Annotated in this window: 16 protein-coding genes; 7 read left to right on the top strand and 9 right to left on the bottom strand. The window is 73.7% G+C overall.

Annotated features, from left to right (window positions below; translation table 11 throughout):
• The first annotated feature begins 26 nt into the window (after positions 1–26).
• From AC067U_RS34835 to AC067U_RS34805, 7 genes are all read left to right on the top strand, one after another.
• Positions 27–1,262 (top strand): MFS transporter, encoded by a 1,236-nt coding sequence (locus AC067U_RS34835; protein WP_478833853.1) that lies wholly within the window; start codon positions 27–29, stop codon positions 1,260–1,262.
• The gene (locus AC067U_RS34830; RefSeq protein WP_478833852.1) at positions 1,259–2,749 is read left to right on the top strand and encodes an ATP-binding protein; all 1,491 of its coding nucleotides are present in this window, start codon (positions 1,259–1,261) and stop codon (positions 2,747–2,749) included. Before AC067U_RS34835 ends, AC067U_RS34830 begins: the two co-directional genes overlap by 4 nt.
• Before the next feature lie 86 nt (positions 2,750–2,835).
• Complete coding sequence (locus tag AC067U_RS34825; RefSeq protein WP_478833851.1) at positions 2,836–3,174, top strand: nuclear transport factor 2 family protein; 339 nt, start codon at positions 2,836–2,838, stop codon at positions 3,172–3,174.
• Between the two features lie 84 nt (positions 3,175–3,258).
• Positions 3,259–3,915: a TMEM175 family protein gene (locus AC067U_RS34820; protein WP_478833850.1), complete on the top strand. Its 657-nt coding sequence runs from the start codon at positions 3,259–3,261 to the stop codon at positions 3,913–3,915.
• Between the two features lie 74 nt (positions 3,916–3,989).
• Positions 3,990–5,297: an IS701 family transposase gene (locus AC067U_RS34815; protein ID WP_478833849.1), complete on the top strand. Its 1,308-nt coding sequence runs from the start codon at positions 3,990–3,992 to the stop codon at positions 5,295–5,297.
• A 22-nt stretch (positions 5,298–5,319) separates the two neighbouring features.
• On the top strand, positions 5,320–6,483 hold the full coding sequence (locus AC067U_RS34810) for an XdhC family protein (protein WP_478833848.1): 1,164 nt from the start codon (positions 5,320–5,322) through the stop codon (positions 6,481–6,483).
• A 129-nt stretch (positions 6,484–6,612) separates the two neighbouring features.
• A complete protein-coding gene (locus tag AC067U_RS34805) occupies positions 6,613–8,064 on the top strand; it encodes a GuaB1 family IMP dehydrogenase-related protein (RefSeq protein ID WP_478833884.1) in 1,452 nt (483 codons plus the stop codon).
• Between the two features lie 362 nt (positions 8,065–8,426).
• Here the strand turns inward: AC067U_RS34805 and AC067U_RS34800 are convergent, their stop codons facing one another.
• The 9 genes from AC067U_RS34800 to AC067U_RS34760 all read right to left on the bottom strand — a co-directional run bounded on the left by AC067U_RS34800 (position 8,427) and on the right by AC067U_RS34760 (position 18,426).
• Positions 8,427–9,638 carry a cytochrome P450 family protein gene (locus AC067U_RS34800; RefSeq protein ID WP_478833847.1) on the bottom strand — a complete coding sequence of 404 codons (1,212 nt, stop codon included), beginning with the start codon at positions 9,636–9,638 and terminating at the stop codon, positions 8,427–8,429.
• A 128-nt stretch (positions 9,639–9,766) separates the two neighbouring features.
• Positions 9,767–10,972 carry a histidine kinase gene (locus tag AC067U_RS34795; protein WP_478833846.1) on the bottom strand — a complete coding sequence of 402 codons (1,206 nt, stop codon included), beginning with the start codon at positions 10,970–10,972 and terminating at the stop codon, positions 9,767–9,769.
• Entirely contained in the window at positions 10,969–12,735 is a 1,767-nt protein-coding gene (locus AC067U_RS34790) for a sodium/solute symporter (protein WP_478833845.1), read from the bottom strand. The genes AC067U_RS34795 and AC067U_RS34790 overlap by 4 nt, the downstream gene beginning before the upstream one ends.
• Before the next feature lie 82 nt (positions 12,736–12,817).
• Complete coding sequence (locus tag AC067U_RS34785; RefSeq protein WP_478833844.1) at positions 12,818–13,093, bottom strand: hypothetical protein; 276 nt, start codon at positions 13,091–13,093, stop codon at positions 12,818–12,820.
• Between the two features lie 250 nt (positions 13,094–13,343).
• The gene (locus tag AC067U_RS34780; protein WP_478833843.1) at positions 13,344–14,237 is read right to left on the bottom strand and encodes a LytR/AlgR family response regulator transcription factor; all 894 of its coding nucleotides are present in this window, start codon (positions 14,235–14,237) and stop codon (positions 13,344–13,346) included.
• Between the two features lie 110 nt (positions 14,238–14,347).
• A complete protein-coding gene (locus AC067U_RS34775) occupies positions 14,348–15,346 on the bottom strand; it encodes an SCO0930 family lipoprotein (protein WP_478833842.1) in 999 nt (332 codons plus the stop codon).
• 114 nt (positions 15,347–15,460) lie between these two features.
• Positions 15,461–16,465, bottom strand: coding sequence for a GDSL-type esterase/lipase family protein (locus AC067U_RS34770; RefSeq protein WP_478833841.1), 1,005 nt, complete (start codon positions 16,463–16,465; stop codon positions 15,461–15,463).
• A complete protein-coding gene (locus AC067U_RS34765; RefSeq protein ID WP_478833840.1) occupies positions 16,466–17,305 on the bottom strand; it encodes an SDR family NAD(P)-dependent oxidoreductase in 840 nt (279 codons plus the stop codon).
• Positions 17,302–18,426: an LLM class flavin-dependent oxidoreductase gene (locus AC067U_RS34760; protein ID WP_478833839.1), complete on the bottom strand. Its 1,125-nt coding sequence runs from the start codon at positions 18,424–18,426 to the stop codon at positions 17,302–17,304. Before AC067U_RS34760 ends, AC067U_RS34765 begins: the two co-directional genes overlap by 4 nt.
• Positions 18,427–18,448: the final 22 nt, after the last annotated feature.

Here is an 18,448-nt window from a genome sequence, read left to right as displayed (position 1 = left end):
CGAGCACGCAGACCACAGGGGTTACCGTGCAGCCGTCCGCTCCGGGTGCGACCGCCGCCGAGCCCAGACGCGGTTTCCGTGTCGTCAGCGCGGTCCTGGTCCTGCTGATGCTGTCCTCTTCCGTGCCCTCGGCCCTCTACGTGCTCTACCAGGAACGGTGGGACCTCTCCTCCGGCATGATCACCGTGGTCTTCGCCCTGTACGCGGTGACCGTCCTGGCCGGACTGCTGCTCTTCGGCTCGCTCTCCGACACCCTCGGCCGGCGGCCCGTCCTGGCCGTCGGCCTGGTCCTGGCCATCGCCTCCATGGGCCTGTTCGCCGCCGCCCAGGGCCTGGCCTGGCTGCTCGCCGCCCGGGCCGTCCAGGGACTGGCCGTGGGCCTGGCCACCGGGGCGATGGGCGCCGCCCTGCTGGAACTGGCACCCCGGTCCAGGCCCGCGCTCGGCGCCCAGGTCAACAGTGCCGGACCCACCGTCGGCATCGGCCTGGGCGGCATCGGCGCCGGACTGCTCGTCCAGTACGCCCCCGCCCCGACCGCCCTCAGCTACCTGCTGCTGATCGTCGCCTTCGCGCTGTGCCTGGCCGGGGTGGCCCGGATGCCGGAGAGCGCACCCGGCGCCGCGCGGGCGGTCGGCGGCAGGCTCCGCATCACGCCGCACCGCATCCGGGTGCCCGCCCCGGCCCGCCGCCGCTTCACCGTGCTCATCCTGACCATCGTCGCGGTCTGGTCGGTCGGCGGCTTCTACCTCTCGCTCGGCCCGCACCTGGCGCTGTCCCTGCTGGAGAGCACCAACTACCTCGTCGGCGGGGCCACCGTGGCCCTGCTGGCCGGCGCGGCCACCGGCGCCCAGCTGCTGCTCGGCGGCACCGCCGCGCTGCGCACGGCCGTGCTGGGGCTGCTCGGGCTGCTCGCCGGCCTGGCGCTGGTGCTGCTCGCCCTCGGACTGGGCTCGGCCCCGGTGTTCCTGATCGCCACCGCCGTGCTGGGGAGCGGCTGGGGCGCTGCCTTCCTCGGGTCCTTCCGGGCCCTGAGCTCGCTCGCCGACCCCGCTCACCGGGGTGAACTCACCGCCGCCGTGTACGTCTTCGCCTACCTGGCGATGAGCGTGCCGGCGGTGCTGGCCGGGCTGCTCACCAACATCCACGGACTGCACCGCACCTCGGTCGGCTTCATGGCGGCCGTGGCCGCGGTGTGCGCGGTCGCGCTGCTGGCGACACTCCGGCTGGCCGCCCGTACGCGGGCAGAGGGGAGCACGGCATGAGCGGCGGAACGGGACCGGGGGAGAAGGCCGGGGGCGGGGTGCCCGGCGAGCTCACCGGACCGGGGCAGCTGCGGAACGCCCTGCACGGGCTGGAGGTCTTCGCCGGGCTCACCGCGGACCAGCTGGACTGGCTGGTGTCGGTGTCCGAGCCCCGGGTGCTCGCCGACGGCGAGGTGCTGTTCCGCGACGGGGACGAGGCCGACGCCTTCCACGTGCTGCTCTCCGGCGGGCTGGTGGTCACCAAGGTGGTGGACGGCCGGGAGGAGGTGCTCACCCGGCACTCCACCGAGGAGGAGGCCGCGGAGGAGCACGACGGGAAGCCCACCGCCGCCCACCGGTTCACCGGTGAACTGCCGCTGCTGACCGACGGCCACTACGTCGCGACGGCCGCCGCCAGCGGTCCGGCGACCACCGTGGTGGCGTACCCGAAGCCGGTCTTCTTCGAGATGCTGACCCGCTGCCACGGGGTGGCCGCCGTGCTCATCCCCGTGCTGGCCTGGCGGATCAAGTCTTCCGAGGTGCAGGCCCGGAAGCGGGCCACCGTGGAGGCCCTGGGCACGCTGGCCGCCGGACTCGCCCACGAGCTCAACAACCCGGCGGCCGCGGTGGCCCGCGCCGCGCAGGAGCTGGGACCCGCCCTGGAGCGGCTCACCCGTACCGCGTACACCTGGGGCGCGGCAGCCGCCGGCGGCGAACGCGCCGTACTGGACCGGCTTTCCGAAGAGCTGGACAAGGTCCCGCCGCCCGCCGCCACCGATCCGCTCGCCCAGGCCGACGCCGAGGAGGAGATCACCGACTGGGCCGAGGACGCGGGCGCGGAGCGGGCCGGGCTGCTCGGTGCCGGGGTGGCGGACCTGGGCCTGGAGCTCGACTGGCTGCGGTCCCGCCTGGCCGGGGTCGGCGGGGCCGCGCTGCCCGCCGCCCTGGACCACCTGGCGGCGCTGCTGGAGACCCGGGCGCTCGCCGCCGAGCTGTGCGCGGCCGGCCCGCGGATCTCCCAACTGGTCGCGGCCACCCGGGATTACGCCAATCTCGACCGGGCTCCCGAGCAGCGCTTCGCGGTCACCGACGGGCTGGAGAACACCCTCGTGGTGCTGCGTGCCAAGCTCGCGGGGATCAGCATCGTGCGCGCGTACGAGCCGGATCTGCCGGAGATGACCGGATACCCGAGCGAGTTGAACCAGGTGTGGACCAACCTGGTCGACAACGCCGCGGAGGCGATGGAGGGCGCCGGCGTGCTCACGCTGCGTGTGCGGACCGAGGGCGGCTGCATGGTCGTCGAGATCACCGACACCGGCCGAGGCATCCCCGAGGACTCCCTCCCCCGCATCTTCGAGCCCTTCTACACCACCAAGGACGTGGGCAAGGGCACCGGTCTGGGGCTGCACCTGAGCTACCGGATCGTCACCCAGCGCCACCGCGGGTCGCTCACGGCGCGCTCCCGGCCGGGGGAGACCCGCATGACCGCCCGGCTGCCCATCGACTGACCGGTCCCGACCGCCGGGACCGCACGGACCGTTCCGCCCGCCCCGATCGTCCGATCACCGGACGACCAGAGAAACGGAGTCGACCCATGGCCTACGACATCGCCAAACTGCACCCGGTGTTCGTCCGTCAGATGGACGCCCTCGCCGCGCTCGACATCGACGCGGTGATGAAGAACTACACCGACGACGCCGTACTCCTGCGATTCGAAGGCGTATCGGAGGGAATCGACGCCGTACGTGAGACCTTCACGGGCTATCTCACTCTGAAGCCCACCCTGGTCGAACTCCAGGAGTATGTCGAGACCGAGGACACGATCTTCTACCGGGCGATCATGAACCTCAACGGAGAGCCGGAGCACGCGTTCGGGACACTGGTCGTCCGCGATGGCCGGATCTGGCGCCAGACCGCCGGATTCGGCAGCTGACCGGGGATATCCGGGTAGCGTACGCGGGGAGGGTGGTTCGGCACCCTCCCCGCTGGCATCCAATCTCACCGCAAAGGGGAGGTCATGGACAAGGAAACCGGCCGGGTCGAGGCATTCAGTGACGGCGTATTCGCCATTGTCATCACGATTCTCGTCCTGGAGATCAAGGTACCGGAGGCGCACGGCTCCGACCTGTGGCACGGATTATGGGAGCAGTGGCCGCATTACGCGGCGTACGTCGTGAGTTTCCTTATTGTTGGTGTGATGTGGGTGAACCACCACACCATCTTCGGACACCTGCGCCGGGTCGACCGGCCGCTGCTGTTCCTCAACCTCCTCGTCCTGATGGTGGTTTCGGTGATCCCGTGGACCACCTCGGTCCTCGCCGAACACCTCAAGGACGACGACGCGGCCCGCATCGCCGCGATCCTCTACAGCTCCTGGACCGTCGTCTACGCCCTGGCATTCATCGCCTTCTGGTGGTACGTGACCCGGGTCGGGCACCTCTTCCACGACCACGTGGACAAGGCCGGCGCACGCGCCACGCGAATGCGCTTCGGCCTCGGGGCCATCGCCTACCCCGTGACTGTCCTCCTGTCCTTCTTCTCCGCTCCTCTCGCACTCGCCGCCCACTTCGTGATCGCCCTCTACTATGCGGCGAACCAGATCCCGATCCCTCTCGTGGTAGAGGACGAGGCGATGGACGAGCAGCCCGAATCCACCGGCGACCTCAGGAAGTAGCCGCCGGGGCCTGTGGGCCGTTCTTGCCGGTCAAGTAGGGTATTGGATCTAGCTGGTCGCGGGGGAGGCAGCAGATGGCGCGCGCAGTCCTGCCGGAGGAATCCGAAAAGGAAATCTCCGAATTGATCGACGTCCTGATATCCCTGTTCTTCGAATCCTTACCCCGGCGGGACCAGCGAAACTGGGCCCGCGTTTATCTGAACGGCCTCGTGCGCACTTCCGGCAAGAAGACGATCCGGAACATCGCCGGCACCGGGGCCAGTTCGGTGGAGCAGAGTCTCCAGCAGTTCATCAGCAAGTCCCCCTGGGACTGGACCCCGGTACGCCGGGCCCTCGCCCGGCACCTCGAACACACCGCCCAGCGCCCGCTGGCCTGGGTGGTGCAGCCCATGGTCATCGAGAAGGCCGGGGACCGCTCCGTCGGAGTCGGCCGCCAGTTCGTGCCCCAGCTCGGCCGCACCGCCAACTGCCAGCAGGCCAGCGGCATCTGGCTGGCCTCCAGCGAGGCCAGCTTCCCCGTCGAATGGACCCTCACCCTCCCCGGGCCCTGGACCAGCGAACTGCTGCGCCGCCGCCGCGCCGGCATCCCCGACACCGCGCGTTCCGTCAGCCCCGCCCAGGACGCCGTGCACGCCGTTCTGCGGATGGCGGCCGGCTGGCAACTCCAGCGCAGGCCGGTGGTGATGGAGGTCGGCAACGCCGAACTCCCGCACTGCGTGGAGGCCCTCGCCCAGCAGGACATCCCCTTCGTCCTCAAGGTGGACGGCTCGGCACCGGTTTCCTTCGGCGGTGCCGGACGCCACAAGCCCGGCCCGCACACCGCCCCCGCCCGTGAGCTCATCGACTCCCTGCGCTCCCAGCGCCGGGTCGTCGAATGGACCCGGCACGGCCGGACCGAGGGCGCCGTCACCCTCCTCACCTCCGCCGGCATCCTGGCCGCCCCCGGCGAGGAACGGCCCGTGCCCGGCCCGCCCGTGCCGCTGCTGCTGGTCGGCGCCTGGACGGAGGCCGGACTGCTGCCCACCGAGTTCTGGATCACCAACATCGGCGACCGGCCCCTCGCCCAGCTGTTCCTGCTGGCCAAGCTCACCGACCGGGTCGCCCTCGACTACGCCGAGGTCTGCGAACCCGTGGGCATCCGCGACTTCGAGGGCCGCTCCTTCCGTGGCTGGCACCACCACGTCACCCTCGCCAGCGTCGCCCACGCCGCCCTGCTGCTCGGTGCCCGCACCCCCGCCCGGGCGCTGCGGCCACCGGGCTCCGCGGTCGGCACCGTCGGCCCGGCCGGCGGCGCGCGCGCCCCGTATCCGGGAAGCACCCGCCCGGTCCCCCCGCCCCGGCCGCTCATCCCCGGCCAGGTCCGCCGCGAGTACATCCGCTGACCCGCCGGAGCCGGACACACCCATGCTGGACATAGCAGAGGAACTACGCGTGTGGTGCGCGGCCGAACGCCAGTTCGCCCTCGCCACGGTGGTCTCCGTGAGCGGCAGCGCACCGCGCGGACCCGGCGCCACCCTGGCCGTGGACGAGCTCGGCACCGCCCTCGGCAGCATCTCCGGAGGCTGCGTGGAGTCGGCCGTGCACGAGCTGTGCCTGGAGGCCATCGCCTCCGGCGAGGGTGGCGTGCACCGTTTCGGCTACAGCGACGACGACGCCTTCGCGGTCGGCCTGACCTGCGGCGGAATCCTGGACGTGCTGGTCACCCCGGTCCGCACCCGGGACCCGGTGCGGCCCGTGATCGGCTCGGTGCTGCGGGCCACCGAAGGCGGCGGCCGGGCCGCCCTGGCCCGGGTGGTCTCCGGACCGCCGGAACTGTTCGGCCGGGCCCTGGCCGTCCGGCCCGACGGCACCTACGAGGGCGGCCTCGGCGGCGGCCCCGGCCTGGACCGGGCCGCGGCACTCCGGGTCCGGGACCTGCTGCTGGCCGGGCGCACCGGCACCACCGAGCTGGGCACCGAGGGCGGTCTGTGCGGCCGCCCGCTCACCCTGCTGGTGGAATCGGCCGCCGAACCGCCCCGGCTGCTCGTCTACGGCGCCATCGACTTCGCCGCCGCCCTGGCCCGCATCGGCGCCTTCCTCGGGCACCGGGTCACCGTCTGCGACGCCCGGCCGGTGTTCGCCACCCGGGACCGCTTCCCGTACGCCGACGAGGTGGTCGTGGACTGGCCGCACCGCCACCTGGCCGCGGAATGGGACGCGGGCCGGCTGGACGCCCGTACCGCCGTCTGCGTACTCACCCACGACGCCAAGTTCGACGTACCGCTGCTGGCCCGGGCGCTGCGGCTGCCGCTCGGCTACGTCGGCGCCATGGGCTCCCGGCGCACCCACGCCGAACGCACCGAACGGCTGACCGCCGAAGGACTGGCCGCGGCCGACCTGGCCCGGCTGCGTTCGCCCATCGGCCTGGACCTGGGCGCCGGCACCCCCGAGGAGACCGCCCTGTCCATCGCCGCCGAGTTCACCGCCGTCCGGCACGCCGCCACGGCGGCCCCGCTGACCGGCGGCCGGAACCCCATTCACCGGGAAAGATTCCCGGCGGCGGCCGGTCCCGGGACCTTGTTCCCGTAGGAAGCCACCAACGGGCCCGAAATGTGTCGGACGATCGGCCGGGCCCGTGTAAACCCCAGGACATGGGAGAATGAAGTACGTGCGTTTTCCTCGGCTGCCCTGTCCGAGGGTCACCAACGAACGACTGGGATAGAGCACGTGCGTTTCCTCAATGACCTGAAGCCGCCGTACGACCTCACGTACGACGACGTATTCATGGTGCCGAGCCGCTCCGCGGTGGGGTCCCGCCAGGGCGTCGACCTCTCCTCGCCCGACGGCACCGGGACGACCATCCCCCTCGTCGTGGCCAACATGACCGCCATCGCCGGCCGCCGCATGGCCGAGACGGTCGCCCGCCGCGGCGGCATGGTGGTCATTCCCCAGGACATCCCGATCGACGTCGTCACCGACGTCATCTCCTGGGTGAAGACCCGCCACCACGTGCTCGACACGCCCATCACCCTCGCGCCCACCCAGACGGTGGCCGACGCGCTGGTCCTGCTGCCCAAGCGGGCCCACGGCGCCGGTGTCGTCGTCGACGCCGACAACCGCCCGGTCGGCGTGGTCACCGAGCACGACCTGACCGGCGTGGACCGCTTCACCCAGCTCTCCGAGGTCATGTCGAAGGAGCTGCTGCTCATCGACGCCGACATCGACCCCCGCGAGGCCTTCAACACCCTCGACGCCGGCCACCGCAAGCTGGCCCCGGCCGTCGACAAGGACGGCAGGCTCGTCGGCATCCTGACCCGCAAGGCCGCGCTCCGCGCCACCCTCTACACCCCGGCCGTGGACGCCAACGGCGGGCTGCGGATCGCCGCCGCCGTGGGCATCAACGGCGACTACGTGGGCAAGGCCAAGCAGCTGCTCGACGCGGGCGTGGACACGCTCGTCATCGACACCGCGCACGGCCACCAGGAGTCGATGATCAGCGCGATCAAGGCGGTCCGCGCCCTCGACCCGAAGGTCCCGATCGTCGCGGGCAACATCGTCGCCGCCGAGGGCGTGCGCGACCTCATCGAGGCCGGCGCGGACATCATCAAGGTCGGTGTGGGCCCCGGCGCCATGTGCACCACCCGCATGATGACCGGTGTCGGCCGGCCGCAGTTCTCCGCGGTCCTGGAGTGCGCCGCCGAGGCGAAGAAGTTCGGCAAGCACGTGTGGGCCGACGGCGGTGTCCGCCACCCGCGCGACGTCGCCATGGCGCTGGCCGCCGGCGCGTCCAACGTCATGATCGGCTCCTGGTTCGCGGGCACCTACGAGTCCCCGGGCGACCTGCAGCAGGCGGCGGACGGCCGCCTGTACAAGGAGTCCTTCGGCATGGCCTCGGCGCGTGCCGTGCAGAACCGCACCAGCGAGGAGTCGGCGTACGACCGCGCCCGCAAGGGCCTCTTCGAGGAGGGCATCTCCACCTCGCGGATGTTCCTCGACCCGACCCGGCCGGGCGTCGAGGACCTGATCGACTCGATCATCGCGGGCGTCCGCTCCTCCTGCACGTACGCGGGCGCGGGCTCGCTGGCGGAGTTCGAGGAGAAGGCCGTGGTCGGCGTCCAGTCCGCCGCCGGCTACGCGGAGGGCAAGCCGCTGCACGCCAGCTGGAGCTGATCCGCTCCGCTCGGGTCTTCGCGCCGGATCCTTGTCGGTGCCGGGCCCCGGTGCACCCCCTTCCCGGGGGTGCACCGGGGCCCGCCCCCGTTCCGGGGTGGACCCGTCGTCTCCGGCCCGCGGGCCGGTGGGGGCTGGTCGCGCAGTTCCCCGCGCCCCCGGTGGCGGAGCTGCCGCACCGCCCGCGGGCTCGCTCCGCCCCACCGAAGCCGTGGCCCGGCTCCGCCGGAGCCACCGCGTGGTCAGGCCGCGCGCCCGGCCGCGAGCAGGTCCCGGCGCGCGCCGCCGCGGGACCATGCCGGTGGGACCGGCTCCGACCACCGTCACCACGTCCGTCGCGGGTGCGATGGGGCCCCGCCGGGTCAGGGGGCCGATGCGGCGAGACGGTGCGTCCAGGACACCGGCAGTGCGGCGACGCCCCTGAGCATGGCGTGGGGGCGGCGCGTCAGCGAGGCGGGGTCCGTGGCCAGGGCGAGGTCCGGCAGCCGCCGCAGGAGCGTGGCCAGGGCGATCCGCCCCTCGACGCGGGCGAGGGGCGCGCCCAGGCAGTGGTGGATGCCGTGTCCGAAGGCGAGGTGCCCGCGGGCGGGCCGCCGGATGTCGAAGCGGTCGGGGTCGGGGAAGTACTCGGGATCGCGGGAGGCCGAGGCCAGGGAGAGCATCACGCTGTCGCCGGCCGGGATGAGGACTCCGCCGATCTCCACCGGCTCGGCGGCGTGGCGGAAGGCCGCGGCGGTGACGGGCCCGTCATGGCGGAGCATCTCCTCGACCGCACCGCCCAGGAGGCCCGGGTCGGCCCGCAGGGCGGCGAGCTGGTCGGGGTTGCGCAGCAGGTTGAGGACGCCGCCGGAGATCAGGTTGACGGTGGTCTCGTGTCCCGCGACGAGCAGGAGGAAGGCCATGCCCAGCAGTTCCTCGGGGGACAGGCCCCCGTCCTCCGCCGACGACAGGACCAGGGCGCTCATCAGATCCGTACCCGGACCGCCGGCCTTGGCGGCGATGAGCGAGGCGAAGTACGCGCTCATCTCGGCACCCGCGGCCGCGGCCGCGGCGGGCGAGGAGGGTGCCACGAGTTCGGCCGACCAGGCGTGGAACAGGCGCCGGTCCGCGGACGGCACTCCGAGCAGCTCGCATATGACGGTCAGCGGCAGCGGGAGGGCGTAGTCGGCGACCAGGTCGGACGTGCCGGCGGCAGGGAGGGCGTCGAGGAGCTCGTCGGCGATCCGCTGGACGCGGGGCCGCAGCGCGTCCACCCGCCCGGCGGTGAACTCGCGGGCGACCAGGGCGCGCAGACGGGTGTGCCGGGGTGCGTCGGTCTGCAGCATGTTCAGGCCGATGGCGTGTCCGCCGTCGCTGTCCCAGGTCGAGGAGTGCCGGATGTCGTTGCGCAGCCGGTGGTCCGTCAGCGCCGCGCGCACCTCGTCCCGTCCGAGGACCAGCCAGACGTCGCCGGTACCGGGCACGTGGACGCGGTGGACGCGGCCGCGCTCGCGCAGTGCCGCGAGAGCGGGGTAGGGGTCGAGGGTCACGTCGACTCCCTCGGGAGCGAGTTCCCCAAGTGTCGGGGCGGGCATGGCGGTTCCTCCCTCACAGTAAACGGGGAATGCTCCCCGTTTCTTGAACGGAACGCTAGCACGGAATCGGGGAGTGATCCCCGTTTTGCTCGTGGTCCGCTCCCGTTCCCGGCCGTCACCGGCCGCCTTCAGCGCTGGGAGTGCACGCCCGCCCGGTACTTGGGGATCCGGACGGTGATCTTCATGCCGGCGCCCACGCCGGTCTCGATCACCAGCCCGTACTCGTCCCCGTAGACCTGCCGCATCCGCTCGTCCACGTTCGGCAGACCGATCCCCGAGGCCGAACCGGGCCGCTCACCGGCCAGGATGCGGCGGAGCACGGCCGGGTCCATCCCCACCCCGTTGTCCTCGATGGTCAGCACCGCCTCGGAACCCGCGTCCCGGGCCGCGATGGTGATCCGGCACTCCTGGGTGGAGTCCTCCAACCCGTGCTTGACCGCGTTCTCCACCAGCGGCTGCAGGCACAGGAACGGCAGCGCCACCGGCAGCACCTCCGGCGCCACCTGGAGCGTCACCTTCAGCCGGTCCCCGAACCTGGCCCCGGCCAGCGCCAGGTACTGCTCGATCGACCGCAGCTCCTCGGCGAGCGTGGTGAACTCGCCGTGCCGGCGGAACGAGTAGCGGGTGAAGTCCGCGAACTCCAGCAGCAGGTCCCGGGCCCGCTCCGGATCGGTCCGCACGAACGAGGCGATCGCCGCGAGGGAGTTGAAGATGAAGTGCGGAGAGATCTGCGCCCGCAGCGCCTTGATCTCCGCCTCCATCAGCCGGGTACGAGACCGGTCCAGCTCCGACAGCTCCAGCTGGACGGAGACCCAGCGCGCCACCTCGGTGGCCGCCCGCACCAGCACCGCCGACTCCCTCGAGCCGTACGCCACCAGCGCGCCCACGATCCCGTCCTCACCCGTCAGCGGGGCGACCACCGCCCACTTCAGCGGGCAGTCCGGCCGCTGGCACTCGGTCCGCACGCTGGCACTGCGGCCCGAGTCCAGCATCTGCAGCACCCGCTGCATGGCCCGCCGCTCGTGGTGGTCGGCGCCCGGCCCGTCCCAGGCCAGCACCGATGTCCGGTCCGTCAGGCACAGCGCCTCGGTGCCCAGCAGCGAGCGCAGCCGGCGGGCGGCCTTGCGGGCCGTGTCCTCGGTGAGCCCGGCGCGCAGCGGGGGAGCGGCCAGCGAGGCCGTGTGCAGGGTGTGGAAGGTGGCCCGTTCCACCGGAGTGCCGAGGTCCAGGCCGGACCGTTCGGCACGGCGCGCCCGCCATCGGCCGAGGGCGTATCCGGTGCCGAGCAGCAGCGTGCTCGCCGCACACAGCACGGCCACCGTCACCGCGGTCATCGTTCCCCTCCCGCGCGTTGCGTACCGGACCGAGCCGGCCCCGGCTGGACCGCGAGGTCCTCCGGCAGGTGCAGCCGGGCCAGGGTGGCGGCCGTCCCCGCGGGTATCCGGCTCCGGGTGGCCAGCGAGACCGCGATCATCGTCAGGAAACCCAGCGGCACCGACCACGCGGCCGGCCAGGCCAGCAGCGTGTGCGTCCAGCCCGGCCGGGCCAGCCCCGCCCGGGTGGCCAGGACCGCGCTCAGCGCCGCCCCGCCCCCCGTCACCAGCCCGGCCACCGCCCCCGGCGGGGTCAGCCCGCGCCACCAGATGCCCAGCACCAGCAGCGGACAGAAGGAGGACGCCGACACCGCGAAGGCCAGCCCGACCGCGTCGGCCACCGGCACGTCCGTGGCGGCCAGGCTGCCGCCCAGCGGCACCAGCATCGCCACCACCACGGCGAACCGGAAGCTACGCCTCCCCGGCGTGCGGGAGGCCGGCAGCACGTCCTGGTGCAGCACCCCGGCCACCGCCATGGTCAGCCCCGAAGCCGTCGACAGGAACGCGGCGAACGCCCCGCCCGCCAGCAGCGCCCCCAGCAGATCCCCCGGCACCCCGCCGAGCATCCGCTCTGGCAGCACCAGCACCGCAGCGTCCGCGTCCCCGGTCAGCGCGAGCTCGGGAGCGTAGATCCGGCTCAGCGCCCCGTACACCGGCGGCAGCAGGTAGAACGTGCCGACCAGCCCCAGCACGGCCAGCGTGGTGCGCCGGGCGGCCCGCCCGTTCGGACTGGTGTAGAAGCGCACGGCCACGTGCGGCAGCCCCATCGTGCCCAGGAAGGTGGCCAGGATCAGCCCGTACGTGGCGTACAGCCGCAGCTCGGCCCGGTTCCCGGAGAGCGGCTCGGACCAGCTGGACACCCCCATTCCCACCTCGGACCGGGTGTCCGGCACCGGGGTGTCCGGCAGGAACACCAGCCGGGCGCCCGCCCGTACGGTGTGCCGCCCGGCGCCCAGGGTCACCGGCTGCCGCTCGTACCGCTGGCCGTCCACCTCACCGGTCACCCCGAGGGTCAGCGGCGCGTCGAGCGACACCCGCACGTCCTCGGCGATCCGTACGTCGGTGTGCTCGCGGAACACCGCCCGCGCGTCGAACGAGGCGCGCGGCGCACCGTCCCCGGCCCAGGCCGCCATCAGGAAGAAGGCGGGCACCAGCAGCGCGGTCAGCTTCAGCCAGTACTGGAACGCCTGGACGAAGGTGATGCTGCGCATCCCCCCGGCGGCCACCGCGGCGGTCACCACGAAGGCCACCACCAGCCCGCCCACCCAGTGCGGGGCGCCGGTCAGGATCTCCAGCGTCAGCCCGGCGCCCTGGAGCTGCGGCAGCAGGTACAGCCAGCCGACCCCGATCACGAACAGCACCGCGAGCCGGCGCACCGTCCCCGACTCCAGCCGGGCCTCGGCGAAGTCGGGCAGTGTGTACGCGCCGGAGCGGCGCAGCGGCGCCGCCACCAGGACCAGCAGCACCAGGTACCCGGCCGTGTACCCCACCGGGTACCAGAGCATCTCCGGGCCCTGCAGCAACACCAGCCCGGCCACCCCGAGGAAGGAGGCCGCCGACAGGTACTCGCCGCTGATCGCGGCCGCGTTGAGGCGCGGCCCCACCGTGCGGGAGGCGACGTAGAAGTCCGAGGTGGTCCGGGAGATCCGCAGTCCCAGCGCGCCGACCAGGACGGTGGCGAGGACGACGACGGTGACAGCGGTCAGCGCGTACGTCTGGTTCACCGGGCGATCCTTCGGGCAGGGGACGCCGGGAGTCTACGCAGCCGCCCGTACGCACAACAGGGACCGCCAGGCCACCTGGTGGCTAGCCGACGGCGTCCCGGTTCCCCGCACAGTCGCGGAGGGCGATCTCCAGCTCCACGTACGACTCCTCGGCACGGCGGAAGGCCAGCCGCAGGGCCGCCTCGGCCCGCGGCGGCAGGTGCCGGCGGGCCGCCGTGTCGGCCTCGTAGAGCACGTCGGCCCACCGGGCGGCCGCGCTGCGCAGGCGGGCCAGCAGCGCCTCGGCCTCCGCCGGTCCGGCCGGTCCGGTCCGGGGCAGTGCCGCCAGCTCGTCGAGCAGCGCCTGGATCTCGGACATTTCGCTCCTCCCGCGCCCGGAGGATCCCACGATACGGGCGCCCGGGCGGGCGGCCGCCGGATCGGCGGTCCGGGTACGGCCGACGGTCCCGGCGGAGCGCCGTACGCGACGGCGGGCGCGACGAACGGTCCCCGGCTGCGCCGAGCGGCGCCCCGGGCCGCCCGGCCGCGCCGCCCCGCCGTCCCGCCGTGTCAGCCGGAGTCCGGCACGGTCAGCCGGGGTCCGGCACGGTCAGCGGGGGTCCGGCGGATCAGGCCGTGGCCTGACGCATCAGCAGGTCCCGCAGCTCCCGGGCGTGCCGCCGGCTGACCTGGAGTTCGGCCGAGCCCACCCGGACGCTGGTGGTGCCCGCGTCCAGCCGCAGTTCGTCGATCCGGCCGAGTGCCACCAGGTGCCGCCGGTGGATGCGGACGAACCCGCGCGCGGCCCACCGTTCCTCCAGGGTGGACAGCGGGATCCGCACCAGGTGGCTGCCCTCGTCCGTGTGCAGGCGGGCGTAGTCCCCCTGGGCCTCCACGTAGGCGATGTCGGCGATCGCCACGAAGCGGGTGACCCCGCCCAGTTCGACCGCGATCTGCTCCGGTGCCCGGTCAGGGACCGCGGGGCCGGGACCCGCGCCCGGGCGGGAAGCGGCCGGGCGGGAAGCGGCCGGGCCCCGCATCCCCGGCACCGGCGCCTGCGGGGGGACCAGGGGCGGTACGGGCGGTACGGGATCCTGCGGTGTCCCGGGCGCCCCGGCCGGGTCCGGGGCCCGGTCCAGCTGGTCGCGGACCCGGCGGACCGCCTCCGCGAGCCGTTCCGGACGGACCGGCTTGAGCACGTAGTCCACCGCCTTCAGGTCGAAGGCCTGTACCGCGAACCCCTCGTGGGCGGTCACGAACACCACCAGCGGCGGCCGGGCGAACCCGGCCAGCAGCCGGGCGATGTCCAGCCCGGTCAGCCCCGCCATGTGGATGTCCAGGAACACCGCGTCGATGCCGTCCGGGCCGTCCGGACCCGACTCCAGCGCCCGGGTGATCCGGCGCAGCGCCTCCGTGGCGTCCGAGGCCCCCTCGGCACTGTGGACCCGCGGGTCCGAGCGCAGCAGGTAGAGCAGCTCCTCCAGGAGCGGCTTCTCGTCGTCGACCGCCAGTACGCGCACCATGCCACGGAGTGTAGGGAGCGGCCCGCCGGACGGACAGGGAAGCCGCCACCACCTCCGGTGACCGACCGCGCGTTCTCCGGCCGCGCGTTCTCCGACTGGGCGTTCTCCGGCTAGGAGACGGTGATGAGCTTGCCCTGGGGTGACACCGCGTACCAGGTGCCGCCGACGCCCTGCCCGTTGGTGTCGCCGGGCTTCTTGTCGCCGGTGAAGGTGTAGACCGGCCAGCAGTCCACGGTCTGCTGCTTGGCGCCGTCCGGGCGGTCCAGCACCAGGTAGTTGCGTTCGGTGATGCCCTTGGTGTCGGCCTTGTCCACCGGCGCGACCACCGGCCACTTGGCCAGGCAGGCGCCGGTGCACTTGGACACCATCGGCCACGCCGTGTCCGGCTTGAACCGGTAGACGGTCATGCCCTTCCCGTCGACGATGTGGTCGCCCAGCTTGGGGTCCTTGCGCACGGACAGGCCGGGCAGCGCGGCCGGCGTCGCCGCCCCGCCGTCCTTCCCGTATCCGCCGTCCTTGCCGTACCCGCCGTCCCCGCCGGACGCGTTCCCGCCGGACGCGTCGTTCCCCCCGTTCCCGCCGCCCGTCTTGGCGGCCTTCTTGCCGTCGGCGGCGAGCGCGAACCAGGTGCCGCCGACGCCCTGCCCCTTGGTGTCGCCCGGGGCGGTGTCCTTGGCGAAGCGGTACGCCGGCCAGCCCCCGATCGTCAGCTGCTTGCTGCCGTCGCCGCGCACCACCTCGCCGATCACCGACGGGTCCTGGCCCTGCGCGGCCTTCACGTCACCCGCCGGGACCGGCGGCCAGGCCTTGGCGCAGTCGCCCTCGCAGGCGGACTTCGGCGGCTTCGCGGTGTCCTTGTCGAAGCGGTAGAGCGTGAAGCCGGCGCTGTCGGTCAGCAGGGCGCCGATCGTCTCGTCCTGCGCGATCCGGAGTTCGCCCGCCGGCGTGGCCTTGTCACCCGCCGCGGGCGCCTGGGCCGGTGCCGCGGCACCGACGTTGGCCGCGTTGCCCGGGGCACCGGCGTCGTCCTTCTTGGTGCCGCAGGCCGTCGCCGCCAGGACGACGGCCAGCGCGACGGCCGCCAGGGAAGTTCCGCGCTTCGTACCCATGTCGATCTCTCCCACGTGTCATCCGTGTCGCCGCCGCGGGGGGCGGGCGACTGTGTGGACAACACGCCCCACCCGACCGGATCTGTTCAGGGGTTCCGGTGTGGGGAGGTTCACTCATCCCGGGCTGAACCCGGCCCGCCGCATGGCCGTGGCCACGGACAGGCCCATGGTCTCGTGTCCGGCGTCGTTCGGGTGCAGACCGTCGGCCAGGTGCTCGGGGCCCAGCAGGTCCCGTCCGGGCAACAGGGCCAGCCGGCCGTCGCCGCCCGCGATCCGGTCCCGTACGGCCCGCTCCATCGCGTCCCGCAACGCGCCCAGGGTGGCGCCCAGTTGGTTGGGCACGCGTTCGGCGTCGGGCCGCAGCACCGGGGAGACCAGCAGCAGCGGGGTGCTCGGGTGTCCGCGCCGCACCAGGTCCAGGAAGGCGCGGGTGGTCTCGTACAGCAGGGGTGCCGAATACGGTACCCGCGACCAGCAGTTGGTGCCGAAGGCGAGGGTGAGCACATCGGCCGGCAGCCCGGCGAGCTGCTGTGCGGTGGTGAGTTCGCCGCGCGCGGCGCCCGCGTAGCCGAGGTTGACGGTGTCCCAGCCCAGCGACCGCCCGGCGACCGCGGGCCAGCCGTGCGCGGGCCGGGTGGACCACCAGCCCTCGGTGATCGAGTCGCCGTGCACCACCCAGCGCGGGGCGGCGGGGGCCGGGGCGAGCGGGCCGCCGATCCCGCGCAGGGCGAGCAGCCGCGGGGCCTGGCCCTCCGGCGGGTGGACGGTGTACGGGCCGCGGCCGGGCGGCAGCGCGATGCGTACGACGGCCTCCGCGGCGGGCTCGGTGAAGACCTCGTCGAGCAGCCCGTCCCGGTTCCACAGGGCGAACCCGTGCGCGAGGTCGCGCAGCGCGTCGGTCGGGCCGGGCACGGTCGCCCGGTAGCGGATCTCCACGGCGTGGGCGGCGTCCGCGCCGAACTCCAGCCGTACGCCGATGGGCAGGGTGGCCCGCTCCCCGGTGTCCCAGGGCAGCCGCATGGTGTCGGCGGGGTCGGCGCGCACCGGCCGCCCCTCGTCCAGCCAGGCCACTCCGCGCAGGAACGGTGCGGGATCGAGCCACCCTTCGCCGTGGGACACTCAGGAGCCTCCGATCGTCGGGTACGGGAACTTCACCCCTACCCCGCCGTCCACCACCAGGGTCTGCCCGGTGACGTACGAGGACTGGGGCGAGGCCAGGAAGTACAGCGCGGCGGCGATGTCCGGAGTCTCCGCGACCCGGCCGAGCGGGGCGTTCTCCGCGTTGCGCCGCCGCCCTGCCGTACCGAGCAGGGCGGCGACCCGCGGGGTCCACACCACGCCCGGCGCCACCGCGTTCACCCGTACCCCGCGCGGGCCCAGTTCCACCGCGGCGGAGCGCACCAGCGAGACCAGGCCCGCCTTGGCGGCCCCGTAGGCGGCGTGGAGCGGAGCACTTGTCAGCCCGGACACCGAGGCGACGAACACCAGCGGGCCGCCGCCGGCCGCCGCCACGGCCTCGCCGCCGTACTGCACGGCCAGCCAGGCGTGCCGGAGCACCAGGTCGAAGTGCCAGTCCCAGGTGGCGTCGTCGAGTTCGGCCAGGCCCGCGTACCGGGCCATGCCGACGATGTCGACCACCCCGCGGACGGGCCCGCCGAGCAGGCCGGGGGCCCGCGCGAAGAGCTCCCGCACGCCCGTGCGGGAGGTCACGTCGACGGTGTACGGGACCCCGGCCACCTCTGCGGCCACGGCCCGCGCCCGGTCCCCGTCGGCGTCCGCGCAGAGCACCCGGGCGCCACCGGCCGCGAGCGCGTGGGCGGTCTGGCGCCCGATGCCGTTCCCGGCGCCGAGCAGGACCGTGCCGTGGCCGTCCAGCCGGTGCAGGGCGGCGTAGTCGGGGACCGGCGAGGTGTCGAGCGGCCCGGCGGGGGCCGCCCCGCCCGGGACCGGCCCGCTCATGCGCCCGCCGTCCGCGGCCGGTACGCGGCGAGCTCGGGGATGACTTCCTTCCCGAGGATCTCGATGGTCCGGAGGACCTCCCGGTGCTCCAGGTATCCCCACTGCACGTAGCAGATCAGCTGGTCGACGCCGAGGTCCGCGTACCGCTTGGCCTTGGCCACGATGGTCGCGGCGTCCCCGACGAGGATCATGTCCCCGTCGCTGAACTCCCGCACCGGGACGTTCCCTTCGAGGATCGGGCCGAGCAGCGGGAAGGTCCGTTCGCGCTCTTCCGGGTCCAGGTGCGGCAGCTCCCACTCCAGGGTGAACCGCGCCAGGTTGGAGTACCACCAGGCCACCGAGTCCCACACCCGGGCACCCGGGGTCGTGCCGGGCGGGACGGCGTGCACCAGGGTGTAGGCGCTGACCCGGTCCGTGGTGACGTCGGTGAGCGGCCGCGGGTTCCGGGCGGCCTCGCGGTACGCGGCCACCTGCCGGGCCATCGCGTCCAGCGGCTGCATGATCGAGAAGGAGAGCAGGCCGAGCCCGGCCGCCCCGGCGACCTCCGCCGAGCCGGGGGAGGTGGCCGCCATCCAGGCGGGAGGGTGGGGGTCCTGCACGGGCTTGGGGGTGACCATGCGGCGGGGGAAGCGGAACCGTTCGGAGGCGTACTCGAAGTACTCCTCCCGCCACATCCCGGTGACGATCCCGATCGCCTCCGCCCAGTCCTCCCGGGACCGCTCCCGGTCCACGCCGAAGGCGGTCTGCTCCATGGGGGTGGAGCGTCCGGTCCCCCATTCCGCCCGGCCGCCGGAGAGCACGTCCACGGTGGCGACCTTCTCGGCGATGCGCTGCGGCGGGGTGAAGCCGAAGGGGGTCAGGGTCACGCCGAAGCCGAGCCGGATGCGTTCGGTGAGCCCGGCCAGGTGCCCGAGGAGCACCTCGGGGGCGGGGCAGTGCGAGCGGCCCTCGCGGAAGTGGTGCTCGACCGCCCACACGGTGCGGAAGCCCATCCGGTCGGCCAGCCGGATCTGCTCGACGGCCTCCCGGTAGGCACGCTGCTCGGCGGCCCGCTGGCCGTACGGATGAGGCCCGTGCCAGGGCTTCGGCACGTCGATCTCGTAGAGCACGTCCAGGTCCATGGCAGGGCACGCTGCGGCAGAT

The organism is Streptomyces sp. NPDC043853, assembly GCF_056436025.1.
Note: the sequence above shows the minus strand (reverse complement) of the source record. Positions and strands in the feature narration are given on the sequence as shown.